The sequence below is a fragment of the Pararhodobacter sp. genome, from assembly GCF_036802785.1.
In the GTDB taxonomy this organism is placed as follows: Bacteria; Pseudomonadota; Alphaproteobacteria; order Rhodobacterales; family Rhodobacteraceae; genus Pararhodobacter.
Genome location: NZ_DAIRVN010000068.1, coordinates 1 through 26,762, shown reverse-complemented (window position 1 = coordinate 26,762; position 26,762 = coordinate 1). Strand labels below are relative to the sequence as shown.

The window sequence follows — 26,762 nt, the reverse complement described above, 5'->3', positions numbered from 1 at the left end:
CCCAGCAGGAACAGCGCCACCGCCGCACCGCCCGCCATCGCCGCCGGGACAACCAGATGCGCCGGCGTGGCGGGCGCGAAGATCAGCATCAGCAGCACCACCAGCATGGCGCCCTGCGACAGGCCCAGAATGCCGGGGTCTGCCAGCGGGTTCTGCACCAGCCCCTGCAAAAGCGCGCCTGACAGCGCCACGCAGGCCCCGGCCAGCAGCGCCAGCGCCAGCCGGGGCAGCCGCACCTCGAACAGCGCGAAAGCCTGATCGGCGGGCAACGCGCCGCCCGACAGCCCGCGCAGGATGGTGCCAATGTCCAGCGCGGTGCCGCCCACATTCAGCGAGGCCGCGCCCAGCACCACGACCGCCAGCGCCAGGCCCGCCGCCGCCAGCACATCGGCCAGCCGCATCGCGCCGCCGCCGGGCAGCACGATCAGCCTGCGCCCGTCCAGCGCGCGCCTCATGACGGCACCTCTGCCGGGCGCAGGTAGCGGCGATAGACGATGAAGATGAAGACCAGCCCGCCCAGAAACTCCAGCACCAGCCCGGTATGCGCGACATAGGGCAGAAAGGCCGTGCGCGCGATCAGATCGGCGACAAGGCACAGCGTTGCGCCCAGAATGGCCGACAGCGGCAGCAGGCGGCGCAGGTCAGCCCCGGCAAGCGCGCGCGCCAGATGCGGCACCACCAGCCCCAGAAAGGCGATCGGCCCGCTGACCGCCACGGCCGAACCCGCCGCCACCGCCGCCGCCAGCAGCGCCAGCGCACTCACCTTCTGCGCCGCCACCCCGGCCGAGGCGGCCTTGTCCGCGCCCAGCAGCACCAGGTTCAGCGGCCGGGCCATCAGCCACAGCAGCGCCAGCGCGGCCAGTGTGACCGGCCACATATCGGCAAAGCGCGCGGCCTGTGCATGGTTGATCGCGCCGGACAGCCAGCTGAGAAACTCGCTGCGCCGCACCGGGTCTGCCAGCAGCAGCGCCTGGGCGATCCCGCCCAGCAGCATCGACACCAGCGCCCCGGACAGGATCAGCCCCAGCCCGCGCGGATCACCGGCCAGCCCGACGGCCCGGGCCACCGCGCGCGTCAGCACATAGCCAAGGCCCGCGCCCGCCAGCGCCGCCCAGCCCTGCGCGCGCGGGTCCAGCCCCAACAACAGCGCCGCCACCACCAGCGCCAGCGCCGCACCCGCGTTCACCCCCAGCGTGGCGGGGGAAGCGAGCGGATTGCGCGTCAGCCCCTGAAGCACCACGCCCGCCACGGCCATCGCAGCGCCCGCCTGCACCGCCATCAGCGCGCGCGGCAGGCGTTGCGAGGTCAGAATGAACTGGTCCAGATCATCCGGCTCAGGCGCGGCAAGGGCCTGCCACAAAGCGGCGGGGCCCAGCGTGACCTGCCCCACCGACAGCGACACCGCGAAGGCAAGGCTCAGGGCGAGAAGCGCCAGAAGGAACAGGGCGGGGCGGGGCACGGGCGGTCAGGCCCCCTGCTGTTCAGGGGTATCGGCGGGAATGGCGGGCAGGCAGACAAGCCGCTCACCGCGCCGGAACACCTCGGCCTCTATGCCAAAGCATTCCGCCACCCGCGCGGGCGTGATCACCCCGGCCACCGGCCCCTGCGCCAGCACCCGGCCCGCCGCCATCAGAACCGCGTCATCGGCAAAGCCCGTGGCAAGGTTCAGATCATGCAGAACCACCACCACGCGCCGCCCCTGTTCATGCGCAAGGCGGCGCAGCAGCGCCAGAATGGCGATCTGATAGCGGGTATCAAGGTGGTTCACCGGCTCATCCAGCAGCAGCGTCGGGGCCTGCTGCGCCAGCGCCATGGCGATGAAGGCGCGCTGGCGCTGGCCGCCGGACAGGGTGTTCACCGCGCGCGCGGCCTCCGCCTCCAACCCCACGATGCGCAGGGCCTCGGCAAATTCGGTGCGCCGGGGGGCGTCGGCGGGGCGGAACCAGCCCTGCCGGGCATGCGCGCCCATTTCCACCAGTTCACCCAGTGTCAGGTAATCCGGGCAATGGCTGGCCTGCGGCAGCCATGCGACCGCGCGCGCAAGCTGGCGGCGGGTCAGGCGGGAAAGGGGGGCGCCATCCAGCGTTACCGCGCCGCCCTGAACCGGGATCAGCCCCATGATGGCGCGCAGGAGCGTGGATTTGCCACAGCCGTTCGGCCCCACGAGGGCGGTCAGGCGGCCCGGCGCGAAAGCGGCCGAGACGCCGTTGAGCACCGGCGCGCGGCCAAGTCTGACACAAAGATCGGTGACGGTGAGCATGATTTTCTCTGCGGAATGCATCCCGCCCAGTGGAATGGCTTGTAGAACGGTTGCGTGGTAGTATAATGCCGACAAGATTACTAGGATAAATTGAGGCCCGCCATGACTTCTTCTCCCCTCGTCATCGGAATGACGCTGGCCCCCACCTGGCTGAACGGCAATGGCTGGCGGCGCGCGGACAGCGGCATCGAGGGGCTGATGACGCTTGACTACTACACCGGCCTTGCCCGTCGGGCTGAGGCGGCGGGCATGGATTTCCTGTTCCGCCCCGATACCCTGTTCATGCCCGGTCAGGGAAACGGCCCCGGTGGCCCCGCCGGCGGGCTGGACCCGACCTTGCTGATGGCGGCGCTGATCGGCGCCACCTCCCGCGTGGGGCTGCTGACCACGCTTTCAGCAACCTTCCTGCCGCCGTGGTATGTGGCGCGCCAGTTGATGAGCCTGCACTGGCTCAGCGAAGGGCGGATCGGCTGGAATATCGTTACCGCGCTGGACGGGCACCGCAACTTTGGCCATGACGCCATGCCCGACACCGCCACCCGCTACCAGAAAGCCGATGAATTCCATGATCTGGTGCAGGCGCTCTGGGCCAGCTTTCCCGCCGGGGCGGTGCGCAATGACCGCGCTACGGGCAGGGCGCTGAATGCTGAGCTGATCCGCCCGGTGAACCATGAGGGCGCGCATTTCTCTGTCGCCGGGCCGCTGAGCATTCCGGCGCGCCCGGGCCCGCGCATCCCGGTGTTTCAGGCCGGCGCGTCAGAGCTGGGCCGACAATTCGCGGCGCGCGTGGCCAATGCGGTTTTCGCCGCAACGCCGGACATTGCCGCCGCCATCGAGCAGCGCAGTGACCTGATCGCCCGGGCGCGCGCTTTGGGCCGGGGCAGGGCGCCGCTGTTCGTGCCGGGCCTCAGCCTGTTTCTGGCCGACAGCCGGGCCGAGGCGCAAGATCTGTACGCCGAAACCCATCGCGGTGCCGATGAGGGGCGGCGGCTGGCGCGGCTGAAGCTGCTGACCGGCAAGGACTTTGCCGACTGGCCGCGCGACCGCCCTGTCACCCCCGCCGACCTGCCGCCACTGCCGGAGACGCTGCACAGCCAGACCAGCGCGAAGCTGCTGCACCGGATGATCGCCCGCGACACGCCTACCCTTGAGGCGCTGTTCATGGCGCCTGAGCTGATCGGCTCGCCGCATTGGCAGGTGATCGGCACTGAAACGGACGCCATTGACGCGATCCGCGACTGGCAGCGCGCCGGGGCGATGGACGGGTTCATCGCCTTTCCCGGCGGCGCGCCCGCCTGCATTGACCGGGTGCTGGGCCGCCTGATGCCCGAGCTGGTGGATGCCGGTTTGCGTGCGCCGGAACCCGCAGGCGCGGATTTCATGGCGCGGCTGGGGTTGGGCTCCTGAAAGGGGCCGCTACTGCGCCCCCGTCAGATCCGCCCCGGTCAGATGCGGCAGGAAGCGCGCGTTGAAGCGGGCAATCTCGCGCGGCTCAGGCCGGGCGCCGGAATAAATTTCCACATAGGTGGGAATACGCGCCAGCCGGGTCTGGATATCTTCCTGCGCCTGCATCGAGATATAACCGATCTGCACCAGATAGACCGTCCGCGCCCGCACATCGGCGGCCAGTTGGTCATGGCCCCAGCGCAGCAGCATCGAGGTCAGCGCGTCCAGCCGCGCCTCATCGGCGGCCCTGACCCGCGCGGCCACACCCTGATCCTGCAACGCCCAGCTACGGATGGCGAATTCCAGCCGGGAGTCAAAGGTTTCAGGCAGCAGGAAGCAGCCGATCAGGTTGAGCATCGCCTCGGCCATCGTCTCGGCATAATGGCGGGTGGCGGCGATCAGGGGCACGGTGGTGCGCGCTTCCCACCCGTCAAGCAGGGCGGCCAGAAGCGCCTCGCGGTCATCAAAGAACCAGTAGAAACTGGTGCGCGACAGGTTCAGCCGCCTGGCCAGCGGCAGGATTTTGACGGCATCGACCCCGCTTTCGATCAGAACCTGATAACCCGCCTCCAGCCAACCCTCGCGGGAGCCGCGCCAGCCGGTGGGCGGGGCAGGGGTTTCGGGGGCAGCCGTGTCAGGGGCAGGCATTTTCGTTGCTGAGGGCAGGTCGCTTTTCATCCCGTATTCATACGCTCCGGCACCGGCTGCAACAAGCTGCATGAACGCCAATGCGCGGAAACATGACACTGGTGATTTTTAATTTGACACAAGTGAACATTCTGCGCTCCACTGCATTACGTCCCCCACTTCAGGCAGCAAAATGTCCAGCGACCCGCTTCTCCAGCCGTACCGGCTGAAACACCTGACCCTCCGCAACCGCATCATGATTACCAGCCACGAACCGGCCTATCCCGAAGACGGGATGCCGAAGGGCCGTTACCGCGCTTATCATGTCGAGCGGGCAAAGGCGGGGGTGGCACTGACCATGACGGCGGGATCGGCCAGCGTGGCGCGTGACAGCCCGCCGGTGTTCAACAACATCCTTGCGTGGAAGGATGAGGTTGTCGGCTGGATGAAGCAACTGACCGATGAATGCCATGACCACGGCGCGGCAGTGATGATCCAGCTTACCCACCTTGGCCGCCGCACCCGCTGGGACAAGGCAGACTGGCTGCCCGTCGTCACCTCAAGCCATGAGCGTGAAGCGGCGCACCGGACCTTTCCCAAACGCATCGAGGACTGGGATATCACCCGCATCATCCGCGATTATGCCGATGCCGCCGAACGGATGAAAGCCGCCGGTGTGGACGGGATAGAGCTGGAGGCATACGGCCATCTGCTGGAGCAGTTCTGGTCACCGCTGACCAATGATCTTGAGGCGCCGTGGGGTGGCAGCCTTGATAACCGGCTGCGTTTTACCTTTGAAGTGCTGCGCGCGATCCGCAAGCGGGTGGGCGCGGATTTCATCGTCGGGTTGCGCTATACGGGTGATCAGGATATGCCCGGGGGTATGCATAGGGACGAAGGCATTGAGGTGTCGCACAGGTTGCGCGACTCCGGGCTGGTTGATTTTCTCAACGTGGTGAAGGGTCATATCGACACCGACGCCGGGCTGACAGATCTGATACCGGTGCAAGGGATGCGCAACGCGCCGCATCTGGATTTCGCGGGCGAGATCCGCGCCGCGACCGGGTTTCCGGTGTTCCACGCCGCCAAGATCCCCGATGTGCCGACCGCGCGCCATGCCATTGCCAGCGGCAAGCTGGATATGGTGGGGATGACGCGGGCGCATATGGCTGACCCCCATCTGGTGCGCAAGATTATCGAGGGGCGCGAGGATGATATCCGCCCCTGTGTGGGGGCCAATTACTGCCTTGACCGCATCTATCAGGGCGGGATGGCCTTTTGCCTGCACAACGCCGCCACCGGGCGCGAAGAGACACTGCCGCACACCGTTCCTGCCGCCGCCGTGAAGCGCCGTATCACCATCGTCGGCGCAGGCCCCGCCGGGATGGAGGCCGCCCGCGTTGCCGCCGAGCGCGGCCATACGGTGACGGTGTTCGAGGCCGCTGACCAGCCCGGCGGCCAGATCCGCCTGACCGCGCGCGATGAGCGGCGGCGCGAGATGGGCGCGATCATCGCATGGCGGCTGGTGCAATGCGAAAAGCGCGGCGTCCGGTTCCATTTCAACACCTTCGCCGATGCAGACGCCGTGCGCGCCACCGCGCCTGACGCGGTGATCATCGCCACCGGCGGCCTGCCGCATACCGAGGTGCTGACTGCGGGCAACGATCTGGTGCATTCGGCATGGGATATCCTTGCGGGCGACGTGAAGCCCGGCGGGGATGTGCTGATCTATGACGATGCGGGCGATCATGCCGCCCTTCAGGCCGCCGATCTGATCTCTGCCACCGGCGCGCGCGTTGAGATTGTCACGCCCGACCGCAGCTTCTCGCCCGAGGTGATGGCGATGAATCTGGTGCCCTATATGCGCAACCTGCAAAAGCGCGACACCACCTTTACCGTGACATGGCGCCTGCTGTCCGTCACGCGCGAGGGGAACCGGCTGCGCGCGCATCTTGGCAGCGATTACGGCGATTTTTTGCGCGAGCGGCTGGTGGATCAGGTGATCGTCAACCACGGCACCCGCCCGCTTGATGACCTCTATTTCGCGCTCAAGCCGCTGTCGTCAAACCTTGGCGCCGTGGATTATGAGGCGCTGGTGAGCGGGGGTGAACAGACCCTCAGCCCCAATCCCGAAGGCAGCTTCAGCCTGTTCCGCATCGGTGATGCGGTTTCGGCGCGAAACACCCATGCCGCCATTCTTGATGCGCTCAGGCTGCTCAAGGATCTTTAGACCAGAACCGACCACAATTGATAACCACTGACAGGAGAAGACCATGAAATATCTCGCTTCCGCCGCATTGCTTGCCGCCGGTGCCTTCCACGCCCAGCCCGCGACGGCACAAGAAGCTGCCTGCGGTGACGTTTCCATTGCGCAGATGGGCTGGGCCTCGGCCGAGGTCATTACCGAAGTGGCGCAGTTCCTGCTTGAGCAGGGCTATGGCTGCAATGTCACGCTGGTGAATTCCGACACCATCCCCGCCATCACCTCGGTCGCCGAAAACGGCGAGCCGGATGTGGTAACCGACCTCTGGCTGAATTCCGCAGGCGATGCCTATCGCCGGCTGGAGGATTCCGGCGCCATGGTGCGGCTGGCCAATGTGCTTCAGCCCGGCGGTGTCGAAGGCTGGTGGATTCCCACCGCGCTGGCCGAAGAGCACCCGGAGCTGACCACGATCGAGGGGATTCTCGCCAATCCTGAGCTGGTAGGCGGGCGCTTCAACAACTGCCCCGATGGCTGGGGTTGCCGCGTGGTGTCAGACAATCTGGTGCGCGCGCTGGATCTTGAGGGCCATGGCATTGAGGTGTTCAACCACGGCTCGGGCGAGACGCTGGCATCGTCGATGGGTGCGGCGGCCACGGATGGTGAGGCATGGTTCGGCTATTACTGGGCCCCGACCGTTCCGCTGGGTAAATACGACATGACCCGCGTGGAACTGGGCGCCTATGACGAAGAGGCCTTTGCCGCCCTGCAGAACCCCGATGCGCCGGACCCGCAGGTCTCGGAATTCCCGGATGCGCCGATCCTGACCGCGGTCACCGGCGCCTTTGTCGAAAGCCATCCCGAGATCACCGAGTTCTTCCGCAACATGACCTTCCAGACCGAGGTGATGAGCGCGCTGCTGGCATGGCAGGATGAGAACAACGCCTCTGCCGAGGAGGTTGCGGTTGAATACCTGATGAACAACCCGGACGAATGGTCAGCATGGCTGAGCGATGCCGCGCGCGAGAATTTCTCCGCGCTGCTTCAGGCTGAATGAGCGATCCGGCCACCTGATACGACTGACGGATACGACTGACTGATATGGGCGGCGCCTGACCGGGGCGCCGCCTCTTCGTGGCAGAAAACAGGGGCGGGCGCCTGCGGGTGCCCGGTGGTGTGCATGGCAACCTACGATGGATTATTCAACGCGCTGGGTTTGCGCGACTGGTGCGACGCGGATGCGCAAAGCGGTCCGATGTCGATGGCAGATCTCATGGCGAGGGCGCAGGGTGGCGGCACACAGGCCACCGATACAGCGCGCTCACTCTGGGATCTGCCGTTCCCCTCGCTCAACGCGCTGGCCGAAGCCTGCGCCGCAATCCCGCGCTCACGCGACCTGACCGTGGGGCTGGAACGCGGGTTTCTGGGCATCCGCGATGCGCTGCGCGTTGTCGTTGACCCGCTGACCCAGCCGCTGAGCTGGATGCTGCGGGAAATGCTCTGGGTGATGACCGCCTCACCGTGGTGGCTGATGATTCCGGTCCTGTTGCTGGTGTCATGGCTGGTGGCGCGGTCCTGGAGTGTGGTCGGGCTGGTGGCGCTGTTCATCGCCATCCTTGCTTTTGTCGATCATTATGATGCCGCGATGCAGACATTGGCGATCATCTTTGTCTGCGCCTTCATTTGCGTGCTGATCGGGGTGCCCATCGGCATCGCCATGTCGCGCAACGACCGGCTGCAACGCAGCGTCACGCCGGTGCTGGACATGCTCCAGACACTGCCGCCCTTTGTTTATCTCATACCGCTGATCTTCCTCTTCTCGGTCACCGAGCCAAAACTTTACGGCATTGCGATCATCCTCTACGCGATTGTGCCGGTTGTCCGGCTGACCGATCTGGGCATCCGACTGGTGGACAAGGACGTGATCGAGGCCGCCGATGCCTTTGGCATGACCAGCCGTCAGAAGCTGTTCGGCGTGCAGATCCCGCTGGCGCTGCCCAATATCATGGCCGGGGTGAACCAGACGATCATGATGAGCCTTGCGATGGTGGTCATCGCCTCGCTGGTTTCGGCGCCGGGGTTGGGGGTGCTGGTGCTGCGCGGCATCCGCAATCTGGAACTGGGCACCGGGCTGGTGGCGGGGCTGGGGATTGTTCTGCTGGCGATCATGCTGGACAGGGTGACCAAGGCCGCCCTGACCCGCATCGACACCAGCCGCAAGCAACGCTGAGGAGAGTGGCATGAGCACGGCAACAAGCCCCCGCATCAAGGTCGCCATCCGCGATCTCTACAAGATCTTCGGACCCCGGCAGCACGAGGCGCTGGCAAAGGTCCGCGCCGGGATGGGCAAGACAGAGTTGCAGAAAACCACGCATCATGTGCTGGGCCTGCAGGGTATCAATGTCGATATCATGGAGGGCCGGATCACGGTGATCATGGGGCTGTCAGGCTCTGGCAAGTCAACGCTGATCCGCCATCTCAACCGCCTGATCGAGCCGACAGCGGGCGAGGTTCTGGTTGAGGGTGAGAATATCCTGACCTGGAATGAAACCCGCCTGCGCCAGTTGCGGCGCGAGAAGATGTCGATGGTGTTTCAGAAATTCGCCCTGCTGCCGCACCGCACGGTCCTTGAAAACGCGGGAACGGCGCTGGCCACGCGCGGCCAGAACCGCAAGGAATGGGCGCCGGAGGCCGAGCGCTGGCTGCGCCGTGTGGGGCTGGGCGGCAACGGGCACCAGTATCCGCATGAGCTGTCAGGCGGGATGCAGCAGCGCGTGGGGATTGCCCGCGCGCTGACCTCCAATTCCGACATCATGCTGATGGACGAAGCCTTTTCAGCCCTTGATCCGCTGATCCGCACCGATATGCAGGATCTGCTGATCGAATTGCAGGGCGAGCTGAAAAAGACCATCGTTTTCATCACCCATGATCTGGATGAGGCGCTGAAGCTGGCCGACCATCTGGTCATTCTCAAGGACGGGCAGATTGTCCAGCAGGGAGAGCCGCAGCACATTCTGCTCAACCCCGCGGCCGCCTATATCGAAAACTTTGTGGCCGATATCAACCGCGCGCGGGTGCTGCGGGTGCGCTCGGTCATGGAGACAGGGCCGGTCACGGGTGCGGTTGACGGCGAGATCGAGGCCGATGCGAACCTTGAAAGCGTCATCGCCCGCGCACGCGGCGCACTGACGCCGCGCTACCGGGTGATGCATGACGGCAAGACGGTCGGCATGCTGGAGATGGCGATGGTCATGCGCGCGCTGGTGCCAAGGGAGGCCTCCGGCGCGGCCGAAGCGATGGCCGAGGGGTAAGGGCTCCGTCTGCTGGTGCCAGAGAATGTCGTGCAGCAGCGGAAACCGGATTTGTGCTACCGCGCTGGCATGTGAAAAGCGCTGGTGCACGGTCCGTTTGTATATTGTTGACAATCTTCATTCCCGATTCTAGCGTGACCAGATCACCGCCCGCACCCAGCGGGTGAACCTGACGCGGGGAACGCCATGGAAGAGCTGTCGCTCAAGCGTGAAACGATGGGCGCCCAGATCGCGGCGCTGTTGCGGCGCGCGATCCTTGCCGGTGAGTTTGCACCCGGCGCGCCCATGGTTGAAACCGCGCTCGCCCTGCGGCTGGGCGCCAGCCGGGGCCCGCTGCGCGAGGCGATGCGCCAGTTGATCGACGAGGGGCTTCTGGTGAGTGTGCCCTATACCGGCACCCGCGTCATCGACCTGTCGGTGCAGGATATCAACGACATCTACGCCATGCGCACCTGCCTTGAGCAATTCGCCTTTGAGCTGGCATGGCCCCGCCGCACCCCTGATTTCGCCACCGAACTGGCCCGCCGCAACACCCGCCTGCAGCAAGCGATTGATGCCAGCGACGATGCCGGCGCCATTGATGCCGAGCTGGATCTGCACGGGCTGGCCTATGAATGGTCCGGCAACCGCATCCTGCTTGCCACATGGAACGACATTCGCGGGCGCCTTCAGCTTTACTGGGCCGCGCATCACCGCGCCCATGGGCTGACCGGGCCACGGCGCGAAAGCCATGATGATTACCTTCGCCTTGCCATCGGCGATGACCTTGACGCGATGAAAACTGAGATTCGTAGCCATATGCGGCGCGGGCTGGAAAAGACCATGGCCTTTGTCGAAGACCGCAACGCCGCAACGCCGGATTGACCAACAGGAGAGAAAGAAGATGAAAAGACGCATGATTCTGGCCGGGCTTGCCACCGCGATGCTGGCGCTTCCCGCCGGGGCCGCACTGGCGCAGGACAACACCATGGCGCAGATCCGTGACAACGGTGTGCTGCGGGTGGGCGTGACGCAGGCGCCGCCCTGGTATTCGAAAGACCCGATCAGCGGCAACTGGAACGGCGGGCTGGGTGTGTCGATGGGTCAGGCAATGGCTGATGCGCTTGGCGTGACGTTTGAGCCGGTCGAGGTGACATGGGGCACCGCCGTGGCAGCGCTTCAGGCCAACCGCATCGACCTGATGTATGTGCTGGATGCCACCGACGAGCGCCGTCAGGCGCTGGCCTTCCCCGAGACGCCCCTTCTGTATTACTCGCTCGCCATTCTTGCGCGCGATGATCTGGAGGTGAGCGACTGGGCAGACCTCAACCAGCCCGGCATCCGCATCTCGGTGCCGCAGGCCACCAGCATGGATGCCTTCCTGACCGCCCATGTGCCCGATGCCGATATCCAGCGCTTCCCCGGCAATGCCGAGGCGATCGCGGCGTTTCAGGCCGGGCGGGTTGATGCCGTAACGTTGTTCCACCCACCGCTGATCGCCGCGCGCCAGCGTCTGGGCCGTGGGCAGATCATCGTGCCGCAGCCGGTTGAATCGCGCCCCTCATCGGTGGGTCTGCGCCAGGAGGAAAGCACCGAGTTTCTGGACTGGGTGAACGAGCAGATCGGCGAATACTACCAGTCCGGCCAGACGCAGGAATGGTACGAGGAATTCCTGACCGAGTTCGGCCTTGATCCGGCCTCGGTGCCGCCGATCATGCGCGAACGCCTGTAAGCGGCCGGGCGGGGCAAAGCGCCGATGTATCAGTGGGATTTCACGCCGGTTTTCGCCAATGCCGATCTGCTCTGGCAGGGCCTCATGGGCACATTGGCGATCACCGGCACGGCGCTGGCCTTCGGCCTGCCGCTGGGTCTGGCGCTGGCGCTGGGGCGGCTTTCGCCCCGGCGCTGGCTGGCATGGCCTGCGGGTTTCGTGATCGAATTCTTCCGCACGACACCGCCGCTGGTGCAGCTGTTCTGGTTCTTCTTTGCCCTGCCCATTCTGATCGACATCCGCATGACGCCCTTTCTGGCGGCGGCGATCACCTTTTCCATCCAGTCTTCGGCCTTCTTTGCCGAGGTGTTCCGCGCGGGCATCGTCTCAATCGAGCGGGGGCAATGGGAAGCCGCGCGCGCCATCGGCATGAAGCGCCCGCAGGCGATGCGGCGGATCATCCTGCCGCAGGCCGTCAAGCGGATGATCCCGGCCTTCACGGAACGCGCCATCGAGCTGATGAAAACCACCACGCTGGTGGCGACGGTCTCCTATGCCGACCTGCTCTATCAGGCCAATGAACTGGCACAGAAAACCTTCCGCCCCATCGAGATCTTCACCGCCACCGCGCTGATCTATTTCGTGGTGATCTTTGGCCTCAGCCTGATCGTGCAGGCCGTTGAGCGGCGGTGGGCGATCAGCGGCGACAATACGGTGCGATGATGGGATATACTTGGGATTTTGCCTCGGTCTTCATGTACCGCGAAGCGCTGATTGCCGGGCTTCTGGGCACGCTCAGGATATTCGCGATCTGTCTGGTCGCCGGGTTGTCGCTGGGGCTGGTGGTGGGGCTGGCGCGCTATTCACAGCGGCGCTTGCTGCGCTGGCCTGCGGCGGTGTTTATCGAATTTTTCCGCAACACGCCGGTGCTGGTGCAGATTTTCTGGTTCTACTTTGCCTTTCCCATCCTCGCGCCGTTCGACATCAGCCCGCTGATGGCCGCCGCACTGGGGATATCGCTGAACTCGGCGGCTTTCTCGGCTGAAATATACCGCGGCGGAATCCAGTCCATCGACCCCGGCCAGTGGGAGGCCGCGCGCGCCATCGGCATGCGCTACTTTCAGATCATGCGCCGTATCATTATGCCGCAGGCGCTGCGCCGGATGCTGCCTGCGCTGACCAACCGGGGCATCGAGATCTTCAAGATGACCACGCTGGCCTCGGCCATCGCTTACGGCGAGTTGCTGCATCAGGCGCGCCTCATCGCCTCGATCAACTATAACCCGATCGAGGCCTATACCGTGGTCGCGCTGGCGTTCTTCGTGATCCTGTATCCGATTGTGCGGGCGACATATGCGCTGGAACGCCGCATGGCCCGAGGAGACTGACCCATGACCACCCAACCCATTCTGCGCATCCGCGGGCTGCACAAGCGCTTTGGCGAGAACCATGTGCTGCGCGGCATTGATCTTGATGTGATGCCCGGGGATCGGATCGCCGTTCTGGGCGCATCGGGTTCCGGCAAAAGCACCTTTCTGCGCTGCCTGAACTTTATGGAAATCCCGTCTGACGGTGAAATCACGCTGGAGGGGGAGGTGCTGGGCCGCGCCCGGCCCGGTGGCGCGCGCGACTACCCTGAAGGGGCGCTGGCCGCCGTGCGCCAGCGCATCGGCATGGTGTTCCAGCAGTTCAACCTCTTCCCGCATATGACCACGCTGGGCAATGTCACCGAGGGACTGCGCATCGTGCAGGGCAAGGACAAGGCCACCGCCGAGGCCCGCGCGATGCAGGAGCTGACGCGCGTGGGGCTGGCGGAAAAGGCGCAGGAATACCCCGCGCGGCTGTCCGGCGGGCAGAAACAGCGCGTGGCGATTGCCCGCGCATTGGCGCTGGACCCGCAGCTGATGCTGTTTGACGAGCCGACCTCGGCGCTGGACCCTGAGCTGGTGGGCGAGGTGCTGGGCGTGATCCGCAGCCTGGCCGAAGAGGGGCGCACCATGCTGCTGGTCACGCATGAGGTGGGTTTTGCCTATCACGTTGCCAACCGGGTGATCTTCATGGCCGATGGCATCATTCAGGAAGAGGGCCCGCCCGATCAGGTGCTGAAAGCGCCGCAGAACCCGCGCACCCAGGCTTTCCTTGCCCGTCACAAACAATTTGAATTCTGATCAGGACGATTTCCGATGACCCAGGCCTCTACCCAAAGCGCCCAGAGCTATGCCCATGACCCGCGCAACGACCATGTCGAGGTCTATGTCAACGGCGCCTTCTTCCCCCGCAACGAGGCCTCGGTCTCGGTCTTTGATGCGGGTTTCGTGCTGGGCGACGGCGTGTGGGAGGGGATGCGGCTGATCAAGGGGCGGCTGCTGGCGGTCGATGAACATATGGCGCGGCTCTATGAGGGCGCGAATTCCATCCAGCTTGATATCGGCCTGGCCCGCGAGGCGTTGGTGGAAGAAATCCACAAGACCCTGCGCCACAATCATATGAAAGACGGCGTGCATATCCGCCTGATGATCTCACGCGGGATGAAATCCACTCCCAATCAGGACCCCCGGTTCATTGTGGGGGGCGCGACCATCGTCATTGTGGCCGAATACAAACAGCCCAATGCAGCGCTCAAGGAACGTGGGTTGAAGCTGATGACCTCGACCATCCGCTGCTCGACGCCGGATGTGTTTGACCTGCGGCTGAACAGCCATTCGCGGCTGAACTTCATCCATGCGCTGATACAGGCGATCAACATGGGTGCGGATGAAGCACTGATGCTGGATGACCGGGGCTTTGTGGCAAGCTGCAACTCCACCAACTTTTTCATCATCCGCGGAGACGCGCTCTGGACCTCGACGGGCGCCACCTGTTTCAACGGCATCACCCGCGCCAGGGTCATCAGCTTGTGGCGCGAGGCGGGCGGCGTGGTGCTGGAGAAGGACTTCACCCTTGCCGAGGTCTACGGCGCCGACGAGGCCTTTGTGACCGGCACTCTGGGCGGCATCACGCCGGTGACCATGATCGACGGCCGCAAGGTCGGCGCGGGGGTTCCCGGCCCCGTCACAGCGCGGGCGGCGGCGCTCTATGCAGGGTATGTCGCCGGCTGACAGGGCCTGACCTGCGATTCAATCCACCGTTCCGCACAGAACGCAGCAGGACGTTGCCTCAACCACGCACGGCGGGGGTGGCGGTGCCCGTCGCCGGAAGCTCCCGCGCCCAGGGCGGGTTCGCGCCCGGGCGGCTGGCGGTCACCGCAGCGGCGCTGGCGGCCAGCGTCAGGGCCTTGTGCAGGGTAGCCTCGTCAAGGTGGCGCAGGGCGTCGCGCAACAACGTGCCCGATTGCGCCAGCCCCGCCAGAATGCCCGCGTTGAACGTATCGCCCGCCCCCACGGTATCGGCCACGCGCACCGCAACAGCGGGCACCGACAGGCAACCGCCCGCATGATGCGCCTCCGCCCCCTCGGCCCCGCGCGTGATCAGCACCAGCGCGGGCCCCTGCGCGCGCAGCGCCGCGATGGCCGCACCCTCATCGCGGGCGGGGTGCAGCCAGCGCAGGTCTTCATCCGAGAGTTTGACGATATCGGCGCGCGCCAGCATCCGCGCAAGGCGGGCACGGTAAGCCGCCTCGTCACGGATGAAACCGGGGCGGATGTTGGGGTCCAGCATCACCACGCGCTCACCGGCGCTGTGGCACAAAGCCTCAAAGGCCGCGCCGCAGGGCTCGGACACAAGGCTGATGCCGCCGAAGAACAGCGCTGTCACCCCGGCGGGCAGCGGGGGCAGGGCGGCCGGGGTCATCATCCGCATGGCGGTGTTTTCGTCATAGAAGGCATAGCGCGCCTGCCCGTCGGTCAGGGTGACAAAGGCAAGCGTGGTGGGGCTGTCGCTGCGTGGGCACAGGCTGGTGTCAACGTGCGACTGCGCCAGTGCCGCCTGTAGCTGCGCGCCGAAAAGATCTGTCGACAGCCCGCAAAGGAAGCCCGCCCGCGCGCCCAGCCGCCCCAGCGCCCTGGCGGTGTTGAACACCGCGCCGCCGGGATGCGGGGCAAAGGCCGCTTCGCCATCCGGCAGGGTCCGGGGCAGCATGTCGATCAGCGCCTCGCCACAACACAGGATCATTGCGCCACCCCTATTGCCTGTGCGCCCGGTCTGCCCGGGTGAAAAACATCGCTCATGATCCCTCTCCGGTCAGATCGGAAAACCGCTGCGCGGCACATTCCTTCCCCAAGGCGTTTAGAGGAAGCGGGCGCGCTTTTTCAAACGAATTCTGGCTGACAAAGGGGGCCCGTCACGCCCCGGCGCGTTTGGTCACTCAGGGGTTTTTCGCGAACCATGCCACGATCCCCGGCATTTCACGCTCAAACCCGCCGGGGATATAGAGGTTCAGCAACCGTGCCATGCGCCCGGACGGGTTGCGGAAGTCATGGGTCACGCCAGCGGGAATCCGCAGGAAGGCGCCGGTCTCATAGCTTTGCCAGCTATCGCCGACCAGCAGCTCCGGCGTGCCCTCAAGAACAATGAACACCTCGTCATTCGCCGCATGGCTATGCGCGCCGACCCCCTCCTGCCCGGGCTGCAGGATCCATTCCGATACGCTGTAGGCCGCGCCGGTTTCCGCTTCATCGGCTTTGAAAAGGGCGGTCAGCTTGCCCATCTCATAACGCCGCCCGCCGCCGGGCGGCAGCGCGATCACCCCGCGCGGCGCGGTATTGCTGTTGTCTGCACTCATGACCGCCCCCCGTGCCCGCACAGCAGATCATGCGCCCATGAGGGCCCGCGGGCAAGGGCCGGAGGGTCAGGCGCTCAGCCGGGTGCTCAGGCTGTTCCGGGCGGCGATGCTTTTGGGCCAGCGGACCAAGATGATGGCCGGATTGGCAATCTGCCCCTGCGCCATCACGCGCGGCAGGTCGCGCAGGGTGCAGCGGGCAACATTTTCCTGCGCGGTGGAGGCATGGCTGACAATCTCCACCTCGACCGACGGGGGCACGCCAGCCGCGCACAGGCGCGCGCTCAGAGCACCGGCGCGGGCTGCGCCCATATAGATGGCCAGCGTGGTGCCGGGCGCGATCATGGCGGCCCAGTCCGGGTCAGGGTCGCCGGGGCGGCAGGTGGCGGTGGCCAGCACCAGCCGGTCGGTTTCGCCGCGCTCGGTCAATGCGCGGCCAAGGCTGGCGCTGGCGGCGCTGGCGGCGGTCACGCCGGGCACAATCTCAACCGCAATGCCAGCCGCGCGCGCCGCCTCCAGCTCCTCCGTCAGGCGGCCAAAGATGCCCGGATCACCCGATTTCAGCCGCACCACCCGCTTGCCCTGACGCGCGGCCGCCACCACCACCGCGTTGATACGGTCCTGCGGCCAGGAACAGGCGCCAACCTCCTTGCCGACAAAGACGCGCTCGGCATCGCGGCGGGCCAGTTCCAGCACAGACGGGTCCACCAGCCGGTCATAAAAGATCACATCAGCCTCCTGCATCAGCCGCAGGGCGCGCAGGGTCAGCAGGTCCGCCGCGCCGGGGCCTGCGCCCACCAGCGCGATGCTGCCCTGAACGGGGGCGGGACCGTGGGCGAGGGTTTCCTTGATCAGCGCCGCCGCTTCGCGGGCGGCACCGCGCGCGATGGCCTGACGGGGCGGACCGCTGAACACCCAGTCCCAGAAGAAGCGGCGCTCGCTGTGCGGGATACGGCGCGCAACCTCAGGGCGCAGGCGGCCTGCAAGGGCGGCAAGGCTGCCAAGGCCGGGTTCCAGCATCGTCTCAATCCGGGCGCGAAGCTGGCGGGCCAGAACGGGCGCGGTGCCCTCGGTGGAGATGGCCACCACAACCGGGTCACGGTCAATGATCGAGGGGGTGGTGGCATCGCACAACGCCGGGCGGTCCACCACATTGACCAGCGCGCCCACCGATTTGGCCAGCGCATGGGCGGCAGTGTCCAGCGCCGGGCAGCCGGTGGCGATGAACACCAGCGCGGCATCGCGGAAGATACCGGCGCTCAGCTCCGTCACCTGCTGCACCCGGCCCCGGGCGATGAGTTCCGCCAGTTCGGGGTCCGGCGTGGGGGTGACGAGGGTCAGCGCGGCCTCGGTCTTCAGCATCAGGCGGGTTTTCTGCGCGGCCTGCTCGCCGCCGCCGACGATGACCACGCGGCGGCCCTCCATCTGCAGAAACATGGGAAAGGTTTTCATCCTTCAGCCTCCGTTATGCGGGCGTAAAGCGGGCGGTTGGCCCAGAGCGATTGCGCAAGCGCATGCGCCGGGCCGGGCGCGTGGCCCAGAGCGATCAGCGCCGCCGCGGCGGTGCCGGTGACGATCGCCTCGGCAAACAGGTCGCGCAGCGTGCCCTCCCACAGATCGGCAAGGGCCTGCGGCGGGGTGGGGGCGTCAGACAGGCGGCGGGGTTCGGGCAGCAGGGCGGGAAGGGTCAGTTCCTCCGGCTGGCCATTCACCAGCCGGAACAGCGCCACATCCTTGGCCGGATTGCGCTCAAACTCACCCCCGCCGCCTTTCAGGATGGCCAGCGAGGGCTGGCCCAGAAGCACCCCTGCCTCCTGCTGCAGGCCCCGGTAGGGCGGATGAAACACGCCCTGAACGGCGGCGGGGGCATGTGCCGGGTTGAGCACCCGCAGAACGGTATTGATGCAGGAGCGCAGGCCCAGCACCTCGCGCAGGCGCAAAAGCGTCAGTGCGCGGGGGCTGAGGGTTTCAAGCGGCAGATAGGCGATACCATCGCGGTCCAGACAGGTGGCAAGGTCGCCCGGGCTTTGGGCCTGCGCGATCCCGGCCAGCGGTAGCGACGCGCGCACATCAGCACCGTCTGACTGGTGAGAGTTCCAGCCATGCAGCAGCACCCGCGCGCCGGTCGCCGCCACCAGCCGGGCGGAAAGCAGAAACCACGGCAGGCCGCGCGTGCGCCCGGCGGCATAGCTGGGCCAGTCGAGGTCAACGCGGGGCAGGGGGGGCAGATCAGTGCGCATTGCCGTGGCGAAACCCGCGATCTCGGCAGGCACCTCGCCCCGGTAGCGCATCAGCATCAGAAGCGCGCCGACGGCGTGGGGGTCTGCCGCGCCGCGCAGGATCAGGTCCATGGCCTGCTGCGCCTCATCCCCGGTCAATGAGCGTGCGCGGCCCGGCCCCCGGCCCATGGCATGGATGAAGGGCGCAAGGCTCATTCCGCCGCCTCCAGCCGCTGCGCCAGCAGGGCGGCCAGTTCCGGCTGGCACGCCCCACAGGAGGTTCCCGCCTGAAGCGCCGTGCCGATCTGGGCCACGCTGGTAAGGCCCTGCGTGGCGATGGCGCGGGTAATGGTGTGCAGCCCGATATTGAGGCAGGCGCAAACGGTGGGGCCGGGGTCTGCCTGCCCGGCACCCGGGCGGCCTGCCAGAAGCTGCGCGCCCTCGGCACCGATCTGCGCTGCCACATGGCCGCGCGCCAGAGTTACCGGGTCAGGCGCGGTGAACAATGCGGCAACCGCGCGCCCCTCTTGCAGAAAGGCCAGCCGGGTGCCGCGCACACGGTCCCTGACGCTGAGACAGGTGGCATCGGGCAGGTTGAACAGGGTTCGGGCGTAGATTTCCCAATCTTCCGGCGCCTCGCTTCCCGCCAGTTCCGAGCGCCAGCCACCCTCATGCCGGGCGGTGGCCCAGTAGGTGGCGGTCAGGTTCTGCGCATCGGCTGAGACCGCGAAGCCATACCACGCCGGGCGCAGGGGGGTGACGGCAACAACCGAAGCCTTGCTTTCCGGCTGGCCTGAAAAGGGGTCGGTCACGGCGGCCACCAGCGCATCTATCCGGCCAGTGGGGGCGGTGGCGCCGGTCCAGTGCATCGGCGCAAAGACCTGCCCGCGCTGCACCCGCTCAGTGATCGCCGCGCGCAGGATCGCCTGGCCCTGCGGGCTGGTGACGCGCACCAGCGTGGCCGGTTCAATGCCAAGGTTTGCCGCATCATCGGGGTGAAGCTCAAGGAACGGCTCGGCGATATGCTGGCTGAGGCGTGGCGAAAGCGCGCTGCGGGTCATGGTGTGCCACTGGTCGCGGATGCGGCCGGTGTTGAGGCGGAACGGGTAGCGGGGGGTGGTTTTGGCGGCGGGTTGTTGCGGCGTTACGGGCAGCATCCGGGCGCGGCCATCCGGGGTGTAGAACCCGCCCGCGCCAAAGAACCGCCCGCCCTGACGCGTGGGTGTGACGGGCCAACGCGTGGGTTCCAGCGCGCCGTAATCGACGCCCGCCAGCCCCGAGATGTCAAAATCCCGCCCCAGCGCGCCTGCGACGCCGGAAAGCCGGGCATATTCGTCAAAGATCTGCGCCGGGCTGTCCCAGCCGAAAGCCGCGCCCCAGCCCATCCGTTTCGCCACATCGGCGATGATGCGCCAGTCGTCGCGCGCCTGCCCCGGGGCGGGCAGAAAGGCGCGCTGGCGGCTGATCGTGCGGTCAGAATTGGTGACGGTGCCTGATTTCTCACCCCATGCGGTGGCGGGCAGGATGACATCGGCCAGCCGGGTGGTGTCGGTCGCCGTCACATCGCTGACCACCACAAAATCGCAGCCCTTGATGGCGCGCGCCACGCGGTCGGCATCGGGCATCGAGACGGCGGGGTTGGTGTGGATGATCCACAGCGCCCTGATCCGGCCGGCGGCGGCGGCATCGAACATCTCAACCGCTTTCAGGCCGGGTTTGTCGGCAATCGCAGGGCTGTTCCAGAAACCCTGCACGGCGGCGCGGTGGGTGGGGTTTTCAATGTCCAGATGGCAGGCGAGCATATTGGCCAGCCCCCCCACCTCGCGCCCGCCCATGGCGTTGGGCTGGCCGGTGACGGAAAACGGCCCCATCCCGGGCCTGCCGATGCGGCCCGTTGCCAGATGGCAGTTCAGGATCGCGTTGACCTTGTCGGTGCCGGTGGCGGACTGGTTGATGCCCTGGCTGTAAACGGTGACGGTGCGCGCGGTGGTGGCATACCAGTCAAGGAAGGTGGCGAGTGCGGCGGGGTCAAGGCCGGTCTGGCCTGCGTCAGAGGCTCGCGCCTCAGCCAGCGCAGCCTCGAACCCGCTGACATGCGCGGCGGTATAGGCATGGTCCACCGCGCCGCGATCAGCCAGCGCCACAAGGGCCGCGTTGAACAGCGCGGCGTCGCTGCCCGGTGCGAGGGGAAGGTGCAGGTCGGCAATGTCGCAGGTGGCGGTGCGGCGCGGGTCGATCACCACAACCTTTGTGCCGCGCGCCTTTTTAGCCGCCACAAGCCGCTGGTACAGAACCGGGTGGCACCACGCGAGGTTCGACCCCACCAGCACCACCAGATCAGCCGCTTCAAGGTCTTCATAGGTGCCGGGCACGGTATCCGACCCAAAGGCCCGCCGATGCCCCGCCACGCTGGAGGCCATGCAGAGCCGTGAGTTGGTATCGACATTAGCCGTGCCGATATAGCCTTTGATCAGCTTATTGGCGGCGTAATAATCTTCCGTCAGCATCTGGCCGGAAAGGTAGAAGGCGACGGAGCCGGGGCCATGGTCACGGATGGTTTGTGCAAACCGCCCCGCGACGAGGTCCAACGCGCTGTCCCATCCGGCGGGCTGGCCGTTGACCTGCGGGGTCAGAATACGCTCACCCAGCCCCAGCGTTTCCCCCAGCGCCGCACCCTTGGAGCACAGCCGCCCCCGGTTTGCCGGGTGATCAGGGTCACCCTTGATGCTGGCACCCCCGGCGCCGTCTGGCGTGGCGATCACGCCGCAACCCACACCGCAATAGGGGCAGGTGGTGCGCAGGGCCTTCATGCCGCGCGCCCCCGCAACAGGCGCGCGGCATCCAGCAGGATGCGCCCCGCCTCAATCCGCGCGGGATAGGTGGCCACCGCCCCCTCATCAGCGCCCTGCGCCAGCCCGGTTTCAAGCGAGAAGACCCAATTGTGCAAGGGGCAGGTGACGGCATGGCCATGCACGATCCCTTCAGACAGCGGGCCGCCCTTGTGCGGGCAGCGGTCATCCATGGCGAAAACCTGATCGTCCATGGTGCGGAAAACGGCCACGCAGCCATGGGCGGTTTTCACCACGCGCGCGCCGCGCTGCGGAATGTCGTCCAGCGCGCCTATGTCCAGCCAGCTCATTCCGCCGCCTCCTGCGTCAGATCGGCAAGGGGCGCAAAGGCCGCCTGTGCCTGCGGGGTGGCGCGGTCTGCCCATGGGTCGCGCTGATAGATGCGCTGCGAAAGATCGAAGCGTTCGATCAGCGCGGCGCGGTTGGCGGGGTCATCGACCACCTGCCCGCGCACCCATTCCAGCCCCACCTTGGCCAGCCATTTATAGGGCCGGTCGAGGTATTTCGCATGCTCGCGGTAGAGCTGGACAAAGGCCACCGTCAGGTCGATGGCCTCAGCCTCGGTCGCAACCTTCGCCAGCCGCTCAACCTCTTTCAGGTCCATCCCCGCAGCGCCGCCCACACCGATCTCATAGCCGGAATCGACGCAGACGATGCCGATATCCTTGCACGTCGCCTCGGCACAGTTGCGCGGGCAGCCGGAGACCGCCAGCTTGACCTTGTGCGGTGTCCATGACCCCCAGAGGCGCTGTTCCAGCTTGATGCCCAGCCCGGTGGAATCCTGCGTGCCGAAGCGGCAGAAATCGGTGCCGACGCAGGTTTTCACGGTGCGCAGGCCCTTGGAATAGGCGTGGCCGGAGACCAGCCCGGCCTTGTTCAGATCGGCCCAGATATGCGGCAGATCCGCCTTTTGCACGCCCAAGAGGTCAATGCGCTGCCCGCCTGTCACCTTGACCGCCGGAATGGCGTATTTGTCGGCGGCATCGGCAATGGCGCGCAATTCGCGCGGGTTGGTCATGCCGCCCCACATGCGCGGCACCACGGAATAGGTGCCGTCTTTCTGGATATTGGCGTGGTTGCGCTCATTCACGAAACGGCTTTGGGCATCGTCAGTGTAATCTTCCGGCCAGTCGGCCAGCAGATAGAAATTCAGCGCCGGGCGGCACGACGGGCAGCCGCAGGAGGTTTTCCAGCCCAGCTCCTGCATGACGGCGGGCATAGATTTCAGCCCCTGCGCCTTGATCAACCGGCGCACGTCTTCATGCGTCAGATCGGTGCAGCCGCACATCGGCTGCGCGGCGGGCATCTGGAACGCGTCGCCCAAGGTGGCGGCCAGAACCTGCTCCACCAGCCCCGTGCAGGTGCCGCACGACGCGCTGGCCTTGGTCTGCGCGCGGATATCGGCCAGCGAGGTGGCGCCCCCCTCAATGGCGGCGGTGATGGTACCTTTGCAAATGCCGTTGCAGCCACAGATTTCCGCCTCAGGCGGCAAGGCTGCAACGGCTGCCAGAGGGTCCGCACTGGTTCCTCCCGCATAGCCGGGACCGAAGATCAGGGTATCACGCATATCGGTGATATCGGTCGCGTCCTTGATCAGGCCGAAGAACCACGCGCCGTCACCCGTGTCGCCATACATCACCGCGCCGATCAGGCGCCCGCCCTCGATGTTCAGGCGCTTGTAGATGCCGCGCGCGGGGTCGCGGTAGACGATATCCTCGCGCCCCGGCCCGTCCGCGAAATCGCCCGCGCTGAACAGATCAACCCCGGTGACTTTCAGCTTGGTGGCGGTCTGCACCGGCTGAAAGGCCGCGTCCTGCCCCAGAAGCGTGGCGGCAACCACCCTGGCCTGATCATAGAGCGGCGCGACAAGGCCGAAGAGCTGTTCATTATGCTCAACACATTCGCCGAGCGCCAGAATGTCAGGGTCTGAGGTGACCATCTGGTCATCAACAACAACCCCGCGCGCCACCTCCAGCGCCGCATCGGTGGCAAGGCGGGTTTCGGGGCGGATGCCCACGGCCATGCAGACCAGATCAGCAGGATAAGTGGTGCCGTCTTCCAGCAACACGGCCTCCACCCGATCAGAGCCCAGAATGGCCTTGGTCGCGCCCTTGCAATGAACGGTGATGCCGCGCGCCTCAAGATCCTTTTGCAAGAGGTAGCCTGCGGCGGGGTCAAGCTGGCGCTCCATCAGATGGCCCATCAGGTGGATAACCGTCACCGCCATGCCGCGCTGTTTCAGCCCCGCCGCGGCCTCAAGACCCAGCAACCCGCCGCCGATCACCACGGCGCTGCCGCCGGGCCGGGCCGAGGCCGCAATCATCGCGTTGGTATCGTCAAGGTCGCGGTAGGTCACCACGCCGGGCAGATCCTTGCCCGGCACCGGGATGATGAAGGGGGCAGAGCCGGTGGCGATCAGCAGCTTGTCATAGGGCGCGCCACCCGCGTTGGAATAGACCACCTTGTGCTTGCGGTCGATCTTCACCACCGCCTCATCGAAACGGCAGGTGATATTGTGCGCGGCATACCATCCCTCGTCATGGGTGACGATATCGGCATAGCTCTTCTCGCCCGACAGAACCGGCGAGAGCATGATGCGGTTGTAATTGCCGCGCGCCTCGGTGTTGAAGAGGGTGATATCCCAACCCTCCGGCTCAGCGGCCAGAAGATGCTCCAGCGCCCGGCCCGAGGCCATGCCAGCGCCGATGATGACCAGTTTCTTTTTCATCACGCGGCCTCTTTCTTATGCGCGCCATGCTCATAATCCTCAAGGAATTGCAGAACCTCGGCGCGGTATGCGTAATAATCAGGATGCTCCAGCAGGGCCTTGCGGGTGCGGGGGCGGGGCAGGTTCACGTCGATGATCTTGCCGATGCGGGCGCGGGGGCCGTTGGTCATCATCACCACGCGGTCGGCCAGCAGGATCGCCTCGTCCACATCATGGGTGACGCAGATCGCGGTGACCTTGGTGCGTGACCAGACCTCCATCAGCACCTCCTGCAGTTCCCAGCGCGTCAGGCTGTCGAGCATGCCGAAGGGCTCATCGAGCAGCAGCAGCTTGGGGCTGAGGGCAAAGGCGCGGGCGATGCCGACGCGCTGGCGCATGCCGTTCGACATTTCCGATGCCTGACGGTCCATCGCATCGGCCAGCCCCACGCGCTCAAGGTAGTATTCCACCACCTCCTGCCGCTCGGCGCGGCTGGCGCGCGGGTAAACCCGGTCAACGCCGATGGCGACGTTTTCCTTGGCGGTGAGCCATGGAAACAGCGAGGGCGCCTGAAACACCACGGCGCGTTCTGGGTCGGCGCCGCGCACCGCCATCCCGTCCAGCTTGATCGCGCCGCCCGAGATATCGTTGAGGCCCGCAGCCATGGTCAGCACCGTGGACTTGCCGCATCCGGAATGGCCGATCAGGCTGATGAATTCACCTTTCTTCATCCTCAGGTCAAACCGGTCCACCACGGTCAGCGGCCCTTCCGGCGTGGGGTAGGTCTTTGAGAGTTCCGAGAAATCCAGATAGCGGTTCTCAAGCGGGCTTTTCGCGGCCTTGGCATAGGCGCGCGGCGTGGCGTGAAGAGGGGTGACCTGCGGCAGGCGGCGGGTCTCGGTCACCTTGGCGGCGATGCCGATCTCCATCAGGTAGCGCGTCACATCGGCGCGCAGCTTCTTGAACGCGGGGTCATGGTTCATGGCGGTGCGGGCGCGGGGGCGGGCGATGTTGACGCTGAAATCAGGCCCCAGCGTGCCGTCAGGGTTCAGCGGCACAATGCGGTCGGCCAGCAACAGCGCCTCATCCACGTCATTGGTGATCAGCACGACGGTTTTCTGATCGGCCTGCCAGATGCGGGTGATCTCGTCTTGCAGATTGGCCCGCGTCAGGGCGTCAAGCGCCGAGAGCGGCTCATCCATCAGCAGCACCTCAGGGTTCATGGCCAGCGCGCGGGCAACCGCAACGCGCTGGCGCATCCCGCCTGAAAGCTCGGCCGGGCGGCGGGCGCGGGCATGGCCAAGGCCGACCATGGTGATGAATTTGTCCACCATCGCTGCGCGCTCAGCGCGGCTGGCAGAGCGGTGCACGGCATCCACCGCCAGCGCGATATTGCCCGCCACCGTCAGCCACGGCATCAGCGAATAGGACTGAAACACCAGCCCGCGTTCAGGCCCCGGCCCGGTGACGGGCTGGCCCTTGAACAGCACCTGCCCGCTGTCGGGCGTATCCAGCCCGGCGATCTGGTTGATCAGCGTGGTCTTGCCGGTGCCGGAGAAGCCGAGGATTGCCAGAAACTCACCCTTATGGACCTTCAGCGAGATATCGCGCAGCACTTCCTTGCGCTCAAGCCCTGCGCCGAACCCTTTGCAGACATTGCGGAATTCAAGAATTTCCATGATGCTCACCGGTTGTTCGAGAAGGTGAAAAGCGATTGCAGTGCGAACATCAGCCGGTCCAGCAGAAAGCCGATCAGGCCGATCACCAGCACCGCAACCATGATCTGCGCCAGCGATGAGGAAGAGCCGTTCTGGAACGAATCCCACACGAATTTGCCAAGGCCGGGGTTCTGCGCCAGCATCTCGGCGGCGATCAGCACCATCCAGCCCACGCCCAGCGACAGGCGCATGCCGGTAAAGATCAGCGGCAGCGCCGAGGGCAGCACAAGGCGGGTGATCTTGGTCCAGGTGTTCAGCTTCAGCACGCGGCTGACCGAGATCAGGTCACGGTCAATGCTCGCCACCCCCAGCGAGGTGTTGATCAGCGTGGGCCAGAGCGAACAGAGCGTCACCGTGATGGCCGATGTCAGGAACGAGCGCGAAAAGGCGCCATCCTGCGTGGTGTAGAGCGCCGAGACCACCATGGTGACAATCGGCAGCCATGCCAGCGGCGAGACGGGTTTGAAGATCTGCACCAGCGGGTTGAAGGCGGCATTGGCGGTGGGTGACAGGCCTGCGGCAATGCCCAGTGGCACGGCGACAGCGGTGGCAATCATGAAGCCGAAAAAGACGGTCTTCACCGAGGTCCAGATCTGGTCATAAAAGGTGGGCGGGCCGGTATAGACGCGCTCGCGTACCCGGTCTTCCTGCCCCGCCGCGATCAGATCGGCATTGCGGGCATCCTGGCGGGCGTAGAATTCAGCGGCGCGGCTGCGCTCGGCCACATGGTCGGCGTGCAGCACCAGCGCCTGATCCCAGACCTGCGCAGGGCCAGGAATGGCGCCCAGCGATGTTTCCACGCGCGGGGCCAGATTACCCCAGAGCATCAGGAACACCAGAATGGACAGCACCGGCACCCCCAGAAGCTGCCAGATCTCGCGCATCCGGGCGGCGGGGTTGTCGCCTGCCAGCGCGCGCAGAACGGGGGTGACGAAGGAGAGGCCGAGCACCTGAAACCAGCCATCCAGCCGGTTGATGCGGGTGAACAGGCGCGCGCGGCGGGCGGGGGGGCGGGGGG

Annotated in this window: 24 protein-coding genes; 11 read left to right on the top strand and 13 right to left on the bottom strand. The window is 66.1% G+C overall.

The genetic code is table 11. From position 1 onward, the window contains the following. The 3 genes from V7Q53_RS18435 to V7Q53_RS18425 form a co-directional block, all read right to left on the bottom strand. Window positions 1-455, bottom strand: a 455-nt coding sequence (locus V7Q53_RS18435) for an iron chelate uptake ABC transporter family permease subunit (RefSeq protein ID WP_333830226.1), incomplete at its 3' end; no start/stop codon positions are given. After that, window positions 452-1,459, bottom strand: coding sequence for a FecCD family ABC transporter permease (locus V7Q53_RS18430; protein WP_333830225.1), 1,008 nt, complete (start codon window positions 1,457-1,459; stop codon window positions 452-454). The genes V7Q53_RS18430 and V7Q53_RS18435, both read right to left, overlap by 4 nt. Before the next feature lie 6 nt (window positions 1,460-1,465). After that, window positions 1,466-2,260: an ABC transporter ATP-binding protein gene (locus V7Q53_RS18425; RefSeq protein ID WP_333830224.1), complete on the bottom strand. Its 795-nt coding sequence runs from the start codon at window positions 2,258-2,260 to the stop codon at window positions 1,466-1,468. A gap of 102 nt (window positions 2,261-2,362) precedes the next feature. Between V7Q53_RS18425 and V7Q53_RS18420 the strand changes: the two genes are divergently transcribed. After that, on the top strand, window positions 2,363-3,667 hold the full coding sequence (locus V7Q53_RS18420) for an NtaA/DmoA family FMN-dependent monooxygenase (protein ID WP_333830223.1): 1,305 nt from the start codon (window positions 2,363-2,365) through the stop codon (window positions 3,665-3,667). A gap of 9 nt (window positions 3,668-3,676) precedes the next feature. Here the strand turns inward: V7Q53_RS18420 and V7Q53_RS18415 are convergent, their stop codons facing one another. Then, complete coding sequence (locus tag V7Q53_RS18415) at window positions 3,677-4,354, bottom strand: TetR/AcrR family transcriptional regulator (protein ID WP_333830222.1); 678 nt, start codon at window positions 4,352-4,354, stop codon at window positions 3,677-3,679. A 172-nt stretch (window positions 4,355-4,526) separates the two neighbouring features. Here V7Q53_RS18415 and hpbA point away from each other — a divergent pair, with 172 nt between their 5' ends. From hpbA to V7Q53_RS18365, 10 genes are all read left to right on the top strand, one after another. Beyond that, window positions 4,527-6,563, top strand: coding sequence for an N-methyl-L-proline N-demethylase HpbA (hpbA, locus tag V7Q53_RS18410; RefSeq protein ID WP_333830220.1), 2,037 nt, complete (start codon window positions 4,527-4,529; stop codon window positions 6,561-6,563). Window positions 6,564-6,606: 43 nt separating this feature from the next. Next, a complete protein-coding gene (locus V7Q53_RS18405) occupies window positions 6,607-7,590 on the top strand; it encodes an ABC transporter substrate-binding protein (RefSeq protein WP_333830219.1) in 984 nt (327 codons plus the stop codon). 123 nt (window positions 7,591-7,713) lie between these two features. Next, entirely contained in the window at window positions 7,714-8,763 is a 1,050-nt protein-coding gene (locus V7Q53_RS18400; RefSeq protein WP_333830218.1) for an ABC transporter permease, read from the top strand. Window positions 8,764-8,773: 10 nt separating this feature from the next. Continuing rightward, window positions 8,774-9,844 (top strand): quaternary amine ABC transporter ATP-binding protein, encoded by a 1,071-nt coding sequence (locus tag V7Q53_RS18395; protein WP_333830217.1) that lies wholly within the window; start codon window positions 8,774-8,776, stop codon window positions 9,842-9,844. 186 nt (window positions 9,845-10,030) lie between these two features. Then, window positions 10,031-10,708 carry a GntR family transcriptional regulator gene (locus V7Q53_RS18390; protein ID WP_333830216.1) on the top strand — a complete coding sequence of 226 codons (678 nt, stop codon included), beginning with the start codon at window positions 10,031-10,033 and terminating at the stop codon, window positions 10,706-10,708. A gap of 19 nt (window positions 10,709-10,727) precedes the next feature. After that, window positions 10,728-11,555: a transporter substrate-binding domain-containing protein gene (locus V7Q53_RS18385; RefSeq protein ID WP_333830215.1), complete on the top strand. Its 828-nt coding sequence runs from the start codon at window positions 10,728-10,730 to the stop codon at window positions 11,553-11,555. A gap of 24 nt (window positions 11,556-11,579) precedes the next feature. Continuing rightward, on the top strand, window positions 11,580-12,257 hold the full coding sequence (locus V7Q53_RS18380; protein ID WP_333830214.1) for an amino acid ABC transporter permease: 678 nt from the start codon (window positions 11,580-11,582) through the stop codon (window positions 12,255-12,257). Further along, window positions 12,254-12,922 (top strand): amino acid ABC transporter permease, encoded by a 669-nt coding sequence (locus V7Q53_RS18375; RefSeq protein WP_333830212.1) that lies wholly within the window; start codon window positions 12,254-12,256, stop codon window positions 12,920-12,922. The genes V7Q53_RS18380 and V7Q53_RS18375 overlap by 4 nt, the downstream gene beginning before the upstream one ends. Before the next feature lie 3 nt (window positions 12,923-12,925). Then, window positions 12,926-13,702: an amino acid ABC transporter ATP-binding protein gene (locus tag V7Q53_RS18370; RefSeq protein ID WP_333830210.1), complete on the top strand. Its 777-nt coding sequence runs from the start codon at window positions 12,926-12,928 to the stop codon at window positions 13,700-13,702. Window positions 13,703-13,717: 15 nt separating this feature from the next. Next, window positions 13,718-14,632 carry an aminotransferase class IV gene (locus V7Q53_RS18365; RefSeq protein ID WP_333830208.1) on the top strand — a complete coding sequence of 305 codons (915 nt, stop codon included), beginning with the start codon at window positions 13,718-13,720 and terminating at the stop codon, window positions 14,630-14,632. A gap of 58 nt (window positions 14,633-14,690) precedes the next feature. Here the strand turns inward: V7Q53_RS18365 and V7Q53_RS18360 are convergent, their stop codons facing one another. From V7Q53_RS18360 to V7Q53_RS18320, 9 genes are all read right to left on the bottom strand, one after another. Next, window positions 14,691-15,644, bottom strand: a complete 954-nt coding sequence (locus V7Q53_RS18360) for a carbohydrate kinase family protein (protein WP_333830207.1) — start codon at window positions 15,642-15,644, stop codon at window positions 14,691-14,693. A 193-nt stretch (window positions 15,645-15,837) separates the two neighbouring features. Then, on the bottom strand, window positions 15,838-16,254 hold the full coding sequence (locus tag V7Q53_RS18355) for a cupin domain-containing protein (protein ID WP_333830206.1): 417 nt from the start codon (window positions 16,252-16,254) through the stop codon (window positions 15,838-15,840). 66 nt (window positions 16,255-16,320) lie between these two features. Beyond that, window positions 16,321-17,703, bottom strand: coding sequence for a siroheme synthase CysG (gene cysG, locus V7Q53_RS18350; protein WP_333830205.1), 1,383 nt, complete (start codon window positions 17,701-17,703; stop codon window positions 16,321-16,323). Further along, window positions 17,700-18,686, bottom strand: a complete 987-nt coding sequence (locus V7Q53_RS18345) for a glycosyl transferase family protein (protein ID WP_333830204.1) — start codon at window positions 18,684-18,686, stop codon at window positions 17,700-17,702. The genes cysG and V7Q53_RS18345 overlap by 4 nt, the downstream gene beginning before the upstream one ends. Then, window positions 18,683-21,280, bottom strand: a complete 2,598-nt coding sequence (locus V7Q53_RS18340; RefSeq protein ID WP_333830203.1) for a nitrate reductase — start codon at window positions 21,278-21,280, stop codon at window positions 18,683-18,685. The genes V7Q53_RS18345 and V7Q53_RS18340 overlap by 4 nt, the downstream gene beginning before the upstream one ends. Continuing rightward, window positions 21,277-21,609, bottom strand: coding sequence for a nitrite reductase small subunit NirD (gene nirD, locus V7Q53_RS18335; protein WP_333830202.1), 333 nt, complete (start codon window positions 21,607-21,609; stop codon window positions 21,277-21,279). Before nirD ends, V7Q53_RS18340 begins: the two co-directional genes overlap by 4 nt. Next, window positions 21,606-24,047 carry a nitrite reductase large subunit NirB gene (gene nirB, locus V7Q53_RS18330; protein WP_333830201.1) on the bottom strand — a complete coding sequence of 814 codons (2,442 nt, stop codon included), beginning with the start codon at window positions 24,045-24,047 and terminating at the stop codon, window positions 21,606-21,608. The genes nirD and nirB overlap by 4 nt, the downstream gene beginning before the upstream one ends. Then, window positions 24,047-25,705 carry an ABC transporter ATP-binding protein gene (locus V7Q53_RS18325; RefSeq protein ID WP_333830200.1) on the bottom strand — a complete coding sequence of 553 codons (1,659 nt, stop codon included), beginning with the start codon at window positions 25,703-25,705 and terminating at the stop codon, window positions 24,047-24,049. Before V7Q53_RS18325 ends, nirB begins: the two co-directional genes overlap by 1 nt. A gap of 5 nt (window positions 25,706-25,710) precedes the next feature. Beyond that, a partial coding sequence (locus V7Q53_RS18320) for an ABC transporter permease (RefSeq protein ID WP_333830199.1) occupies window positions 25,711-26,762 on the bottom strand: 1,052 nt, incomplete at its 5' end.

Excerpts from the sequence above, each read along its gene's own strand:
- V7Q53_RS18425 (WP_333830224.1), bottom strand. The coding sequence starts at position 2,260 with ATGCTCACCGTCACCGATCTTTGTGTCAGACTTGGCCGCGCGCCGGTG.
- V7Q53_RS18420 (WP_333830223.1), top strand. The coding sequence starts at position 2,363 with ATGACTTCTTCTCCCCTCGTCATCGGAATGACGCTGGCCCCCACCTGG.
- V7Q53_RS18415 (WP_333830222.1), bottom strand. The coding sequence starts at position 4,354 with ATGCCTGCCCCTGACACGGCTGCCCCCGAAACCCCTGCCCCGCCCACC.
- hpbA (WP_333830220.1), top strand. The coding sequence starts at position 4,527 with ATGTCCAGCGACCCGCTTCTCCAGCCGTACCGGCTGAAACACCTGACC.
- V7Q53_RS18405 (WP_333830219.1), top strand. The coding sequence starts at position 6,607 with ATGAAATATCTCGCTTCCGCCGCATTGCTTGCCGCCGGTGCCTTCCAC.
- V7Q53_RS18400 (WP_333830218.1), top strand. The coding sequence starts at position 7,714 with ATGGCAACCTACGATGGATTATTCAACGCGCTGGGTTTGCGCGACTGG.
- V7Q53_RS18395 (WP_333830217.1), top strand. The coding sequence starts at position 8,774 with ATGAGCACGGCAACAAGCCCCCGCATCAAGGTCGCCATCCGCGATCTC.
- V7Q53_RS18390 (WP_333830216.1), top strand. The coding sequence starts at position 10,031 with ATGGAAGAGCTGTCGCTCAAGCGTGAAACGATGGGCGCCCAGATCGCG.
- V7Q53_RS18385 (WP_333830215.1), top strand. The coding sequence starts at position 10,728 with ATGAAAAGACGCATGATTCTGGCCGGGCTTGCCACCGCGATGCTGGCG.
- V7Q53_RS18380 (WP_333830214.1), top strand. The coding sequence starts at position 11,580 with ATGTATCAGTGGGATTTCACGCCGGTTTTCGCCAATGCCGATCTGCTC.
- V7Q53_RS18375 (WP_333830212.1), top strand. The coding sequence starts at position 12,254 with ATGATGGGATATACTTGGGATTTTGCCTCGGTCTTCATGTACCGCGAA.
- V7Q53_RS18370 (WP_333830210.1), top strand. The coding sequence starts at position 12,926 with ATGACCACCCAACCCATTCTGCGCATCCGCGGGCTGCACAAGCGCTTT.
- V7Q53_RS18365 (WP_333830208.1), top strand. The coding sequence starts at position 13,718 with ATGACCCAGGCCTCTACCCAAAGCGCCCAGAGCTATGCCCATGACCCG.
- V7Q53_RS18360 (WP_333830207.1), bottom strand. The coding sequence starts at position 15,644 with ATGATCCTGTGTTGTGGCGAGGCGCTGATCGACATGCTGCCCCGGACC.
- V7Q53_RS18355 (WP_333830206.1), bottom strand. The coding sequence starts at position 16,254 with ATGAGTGCAGACAACAGCAATACCGCGCCGCGCGGGGTGATCGCGCTG.
- cysG (WP_333830205.1), bottom strand. The coding sequence starts at position 17,703 with ATGAAAACCTTTCCCATGTTTCTGCAGATGGAGGGCCGCCGCGTGGTC.
- V7Q53_RS18345 (WP_333830204.1), bottom strand. The coding sequence starts at position 18,686 with ATGAGCCTTGCGCCCTTCATCCATGCCATGGGCCGGGGGCCGGGCCGC.
- V7Q53_RS18340 (WP_333830203.1), bottom strand. The coding sequence starts at position 21,280 with ATGAAGGCCCTGCGCACCACCTGCCCCTATTGCGGTGTGGGTTGCGGC.
- nirD (WP_333830202.1), bottom strand. The coding sequence starts at position 21,609 with ATGAGCTGGCTGGACATAGGCGCGCTGGACGACATTCCGCAGCGCGGC.
- nirB (WP_333830201.1), bottom strand. The coding sequence starts at position 24,047 with ATGAAAAAGAAACTGGTCATCATCGGCGCTGGCATGGCCTCGGGCCGG.
- V7Q53_RS18325 (WP_333830200.1), bottom strand. The coding sequence starts at position 25,705 with ATGGAAATTCTTGAATTCCGCAATGTCTGCAAAGGGTTCGGCGCAGGG.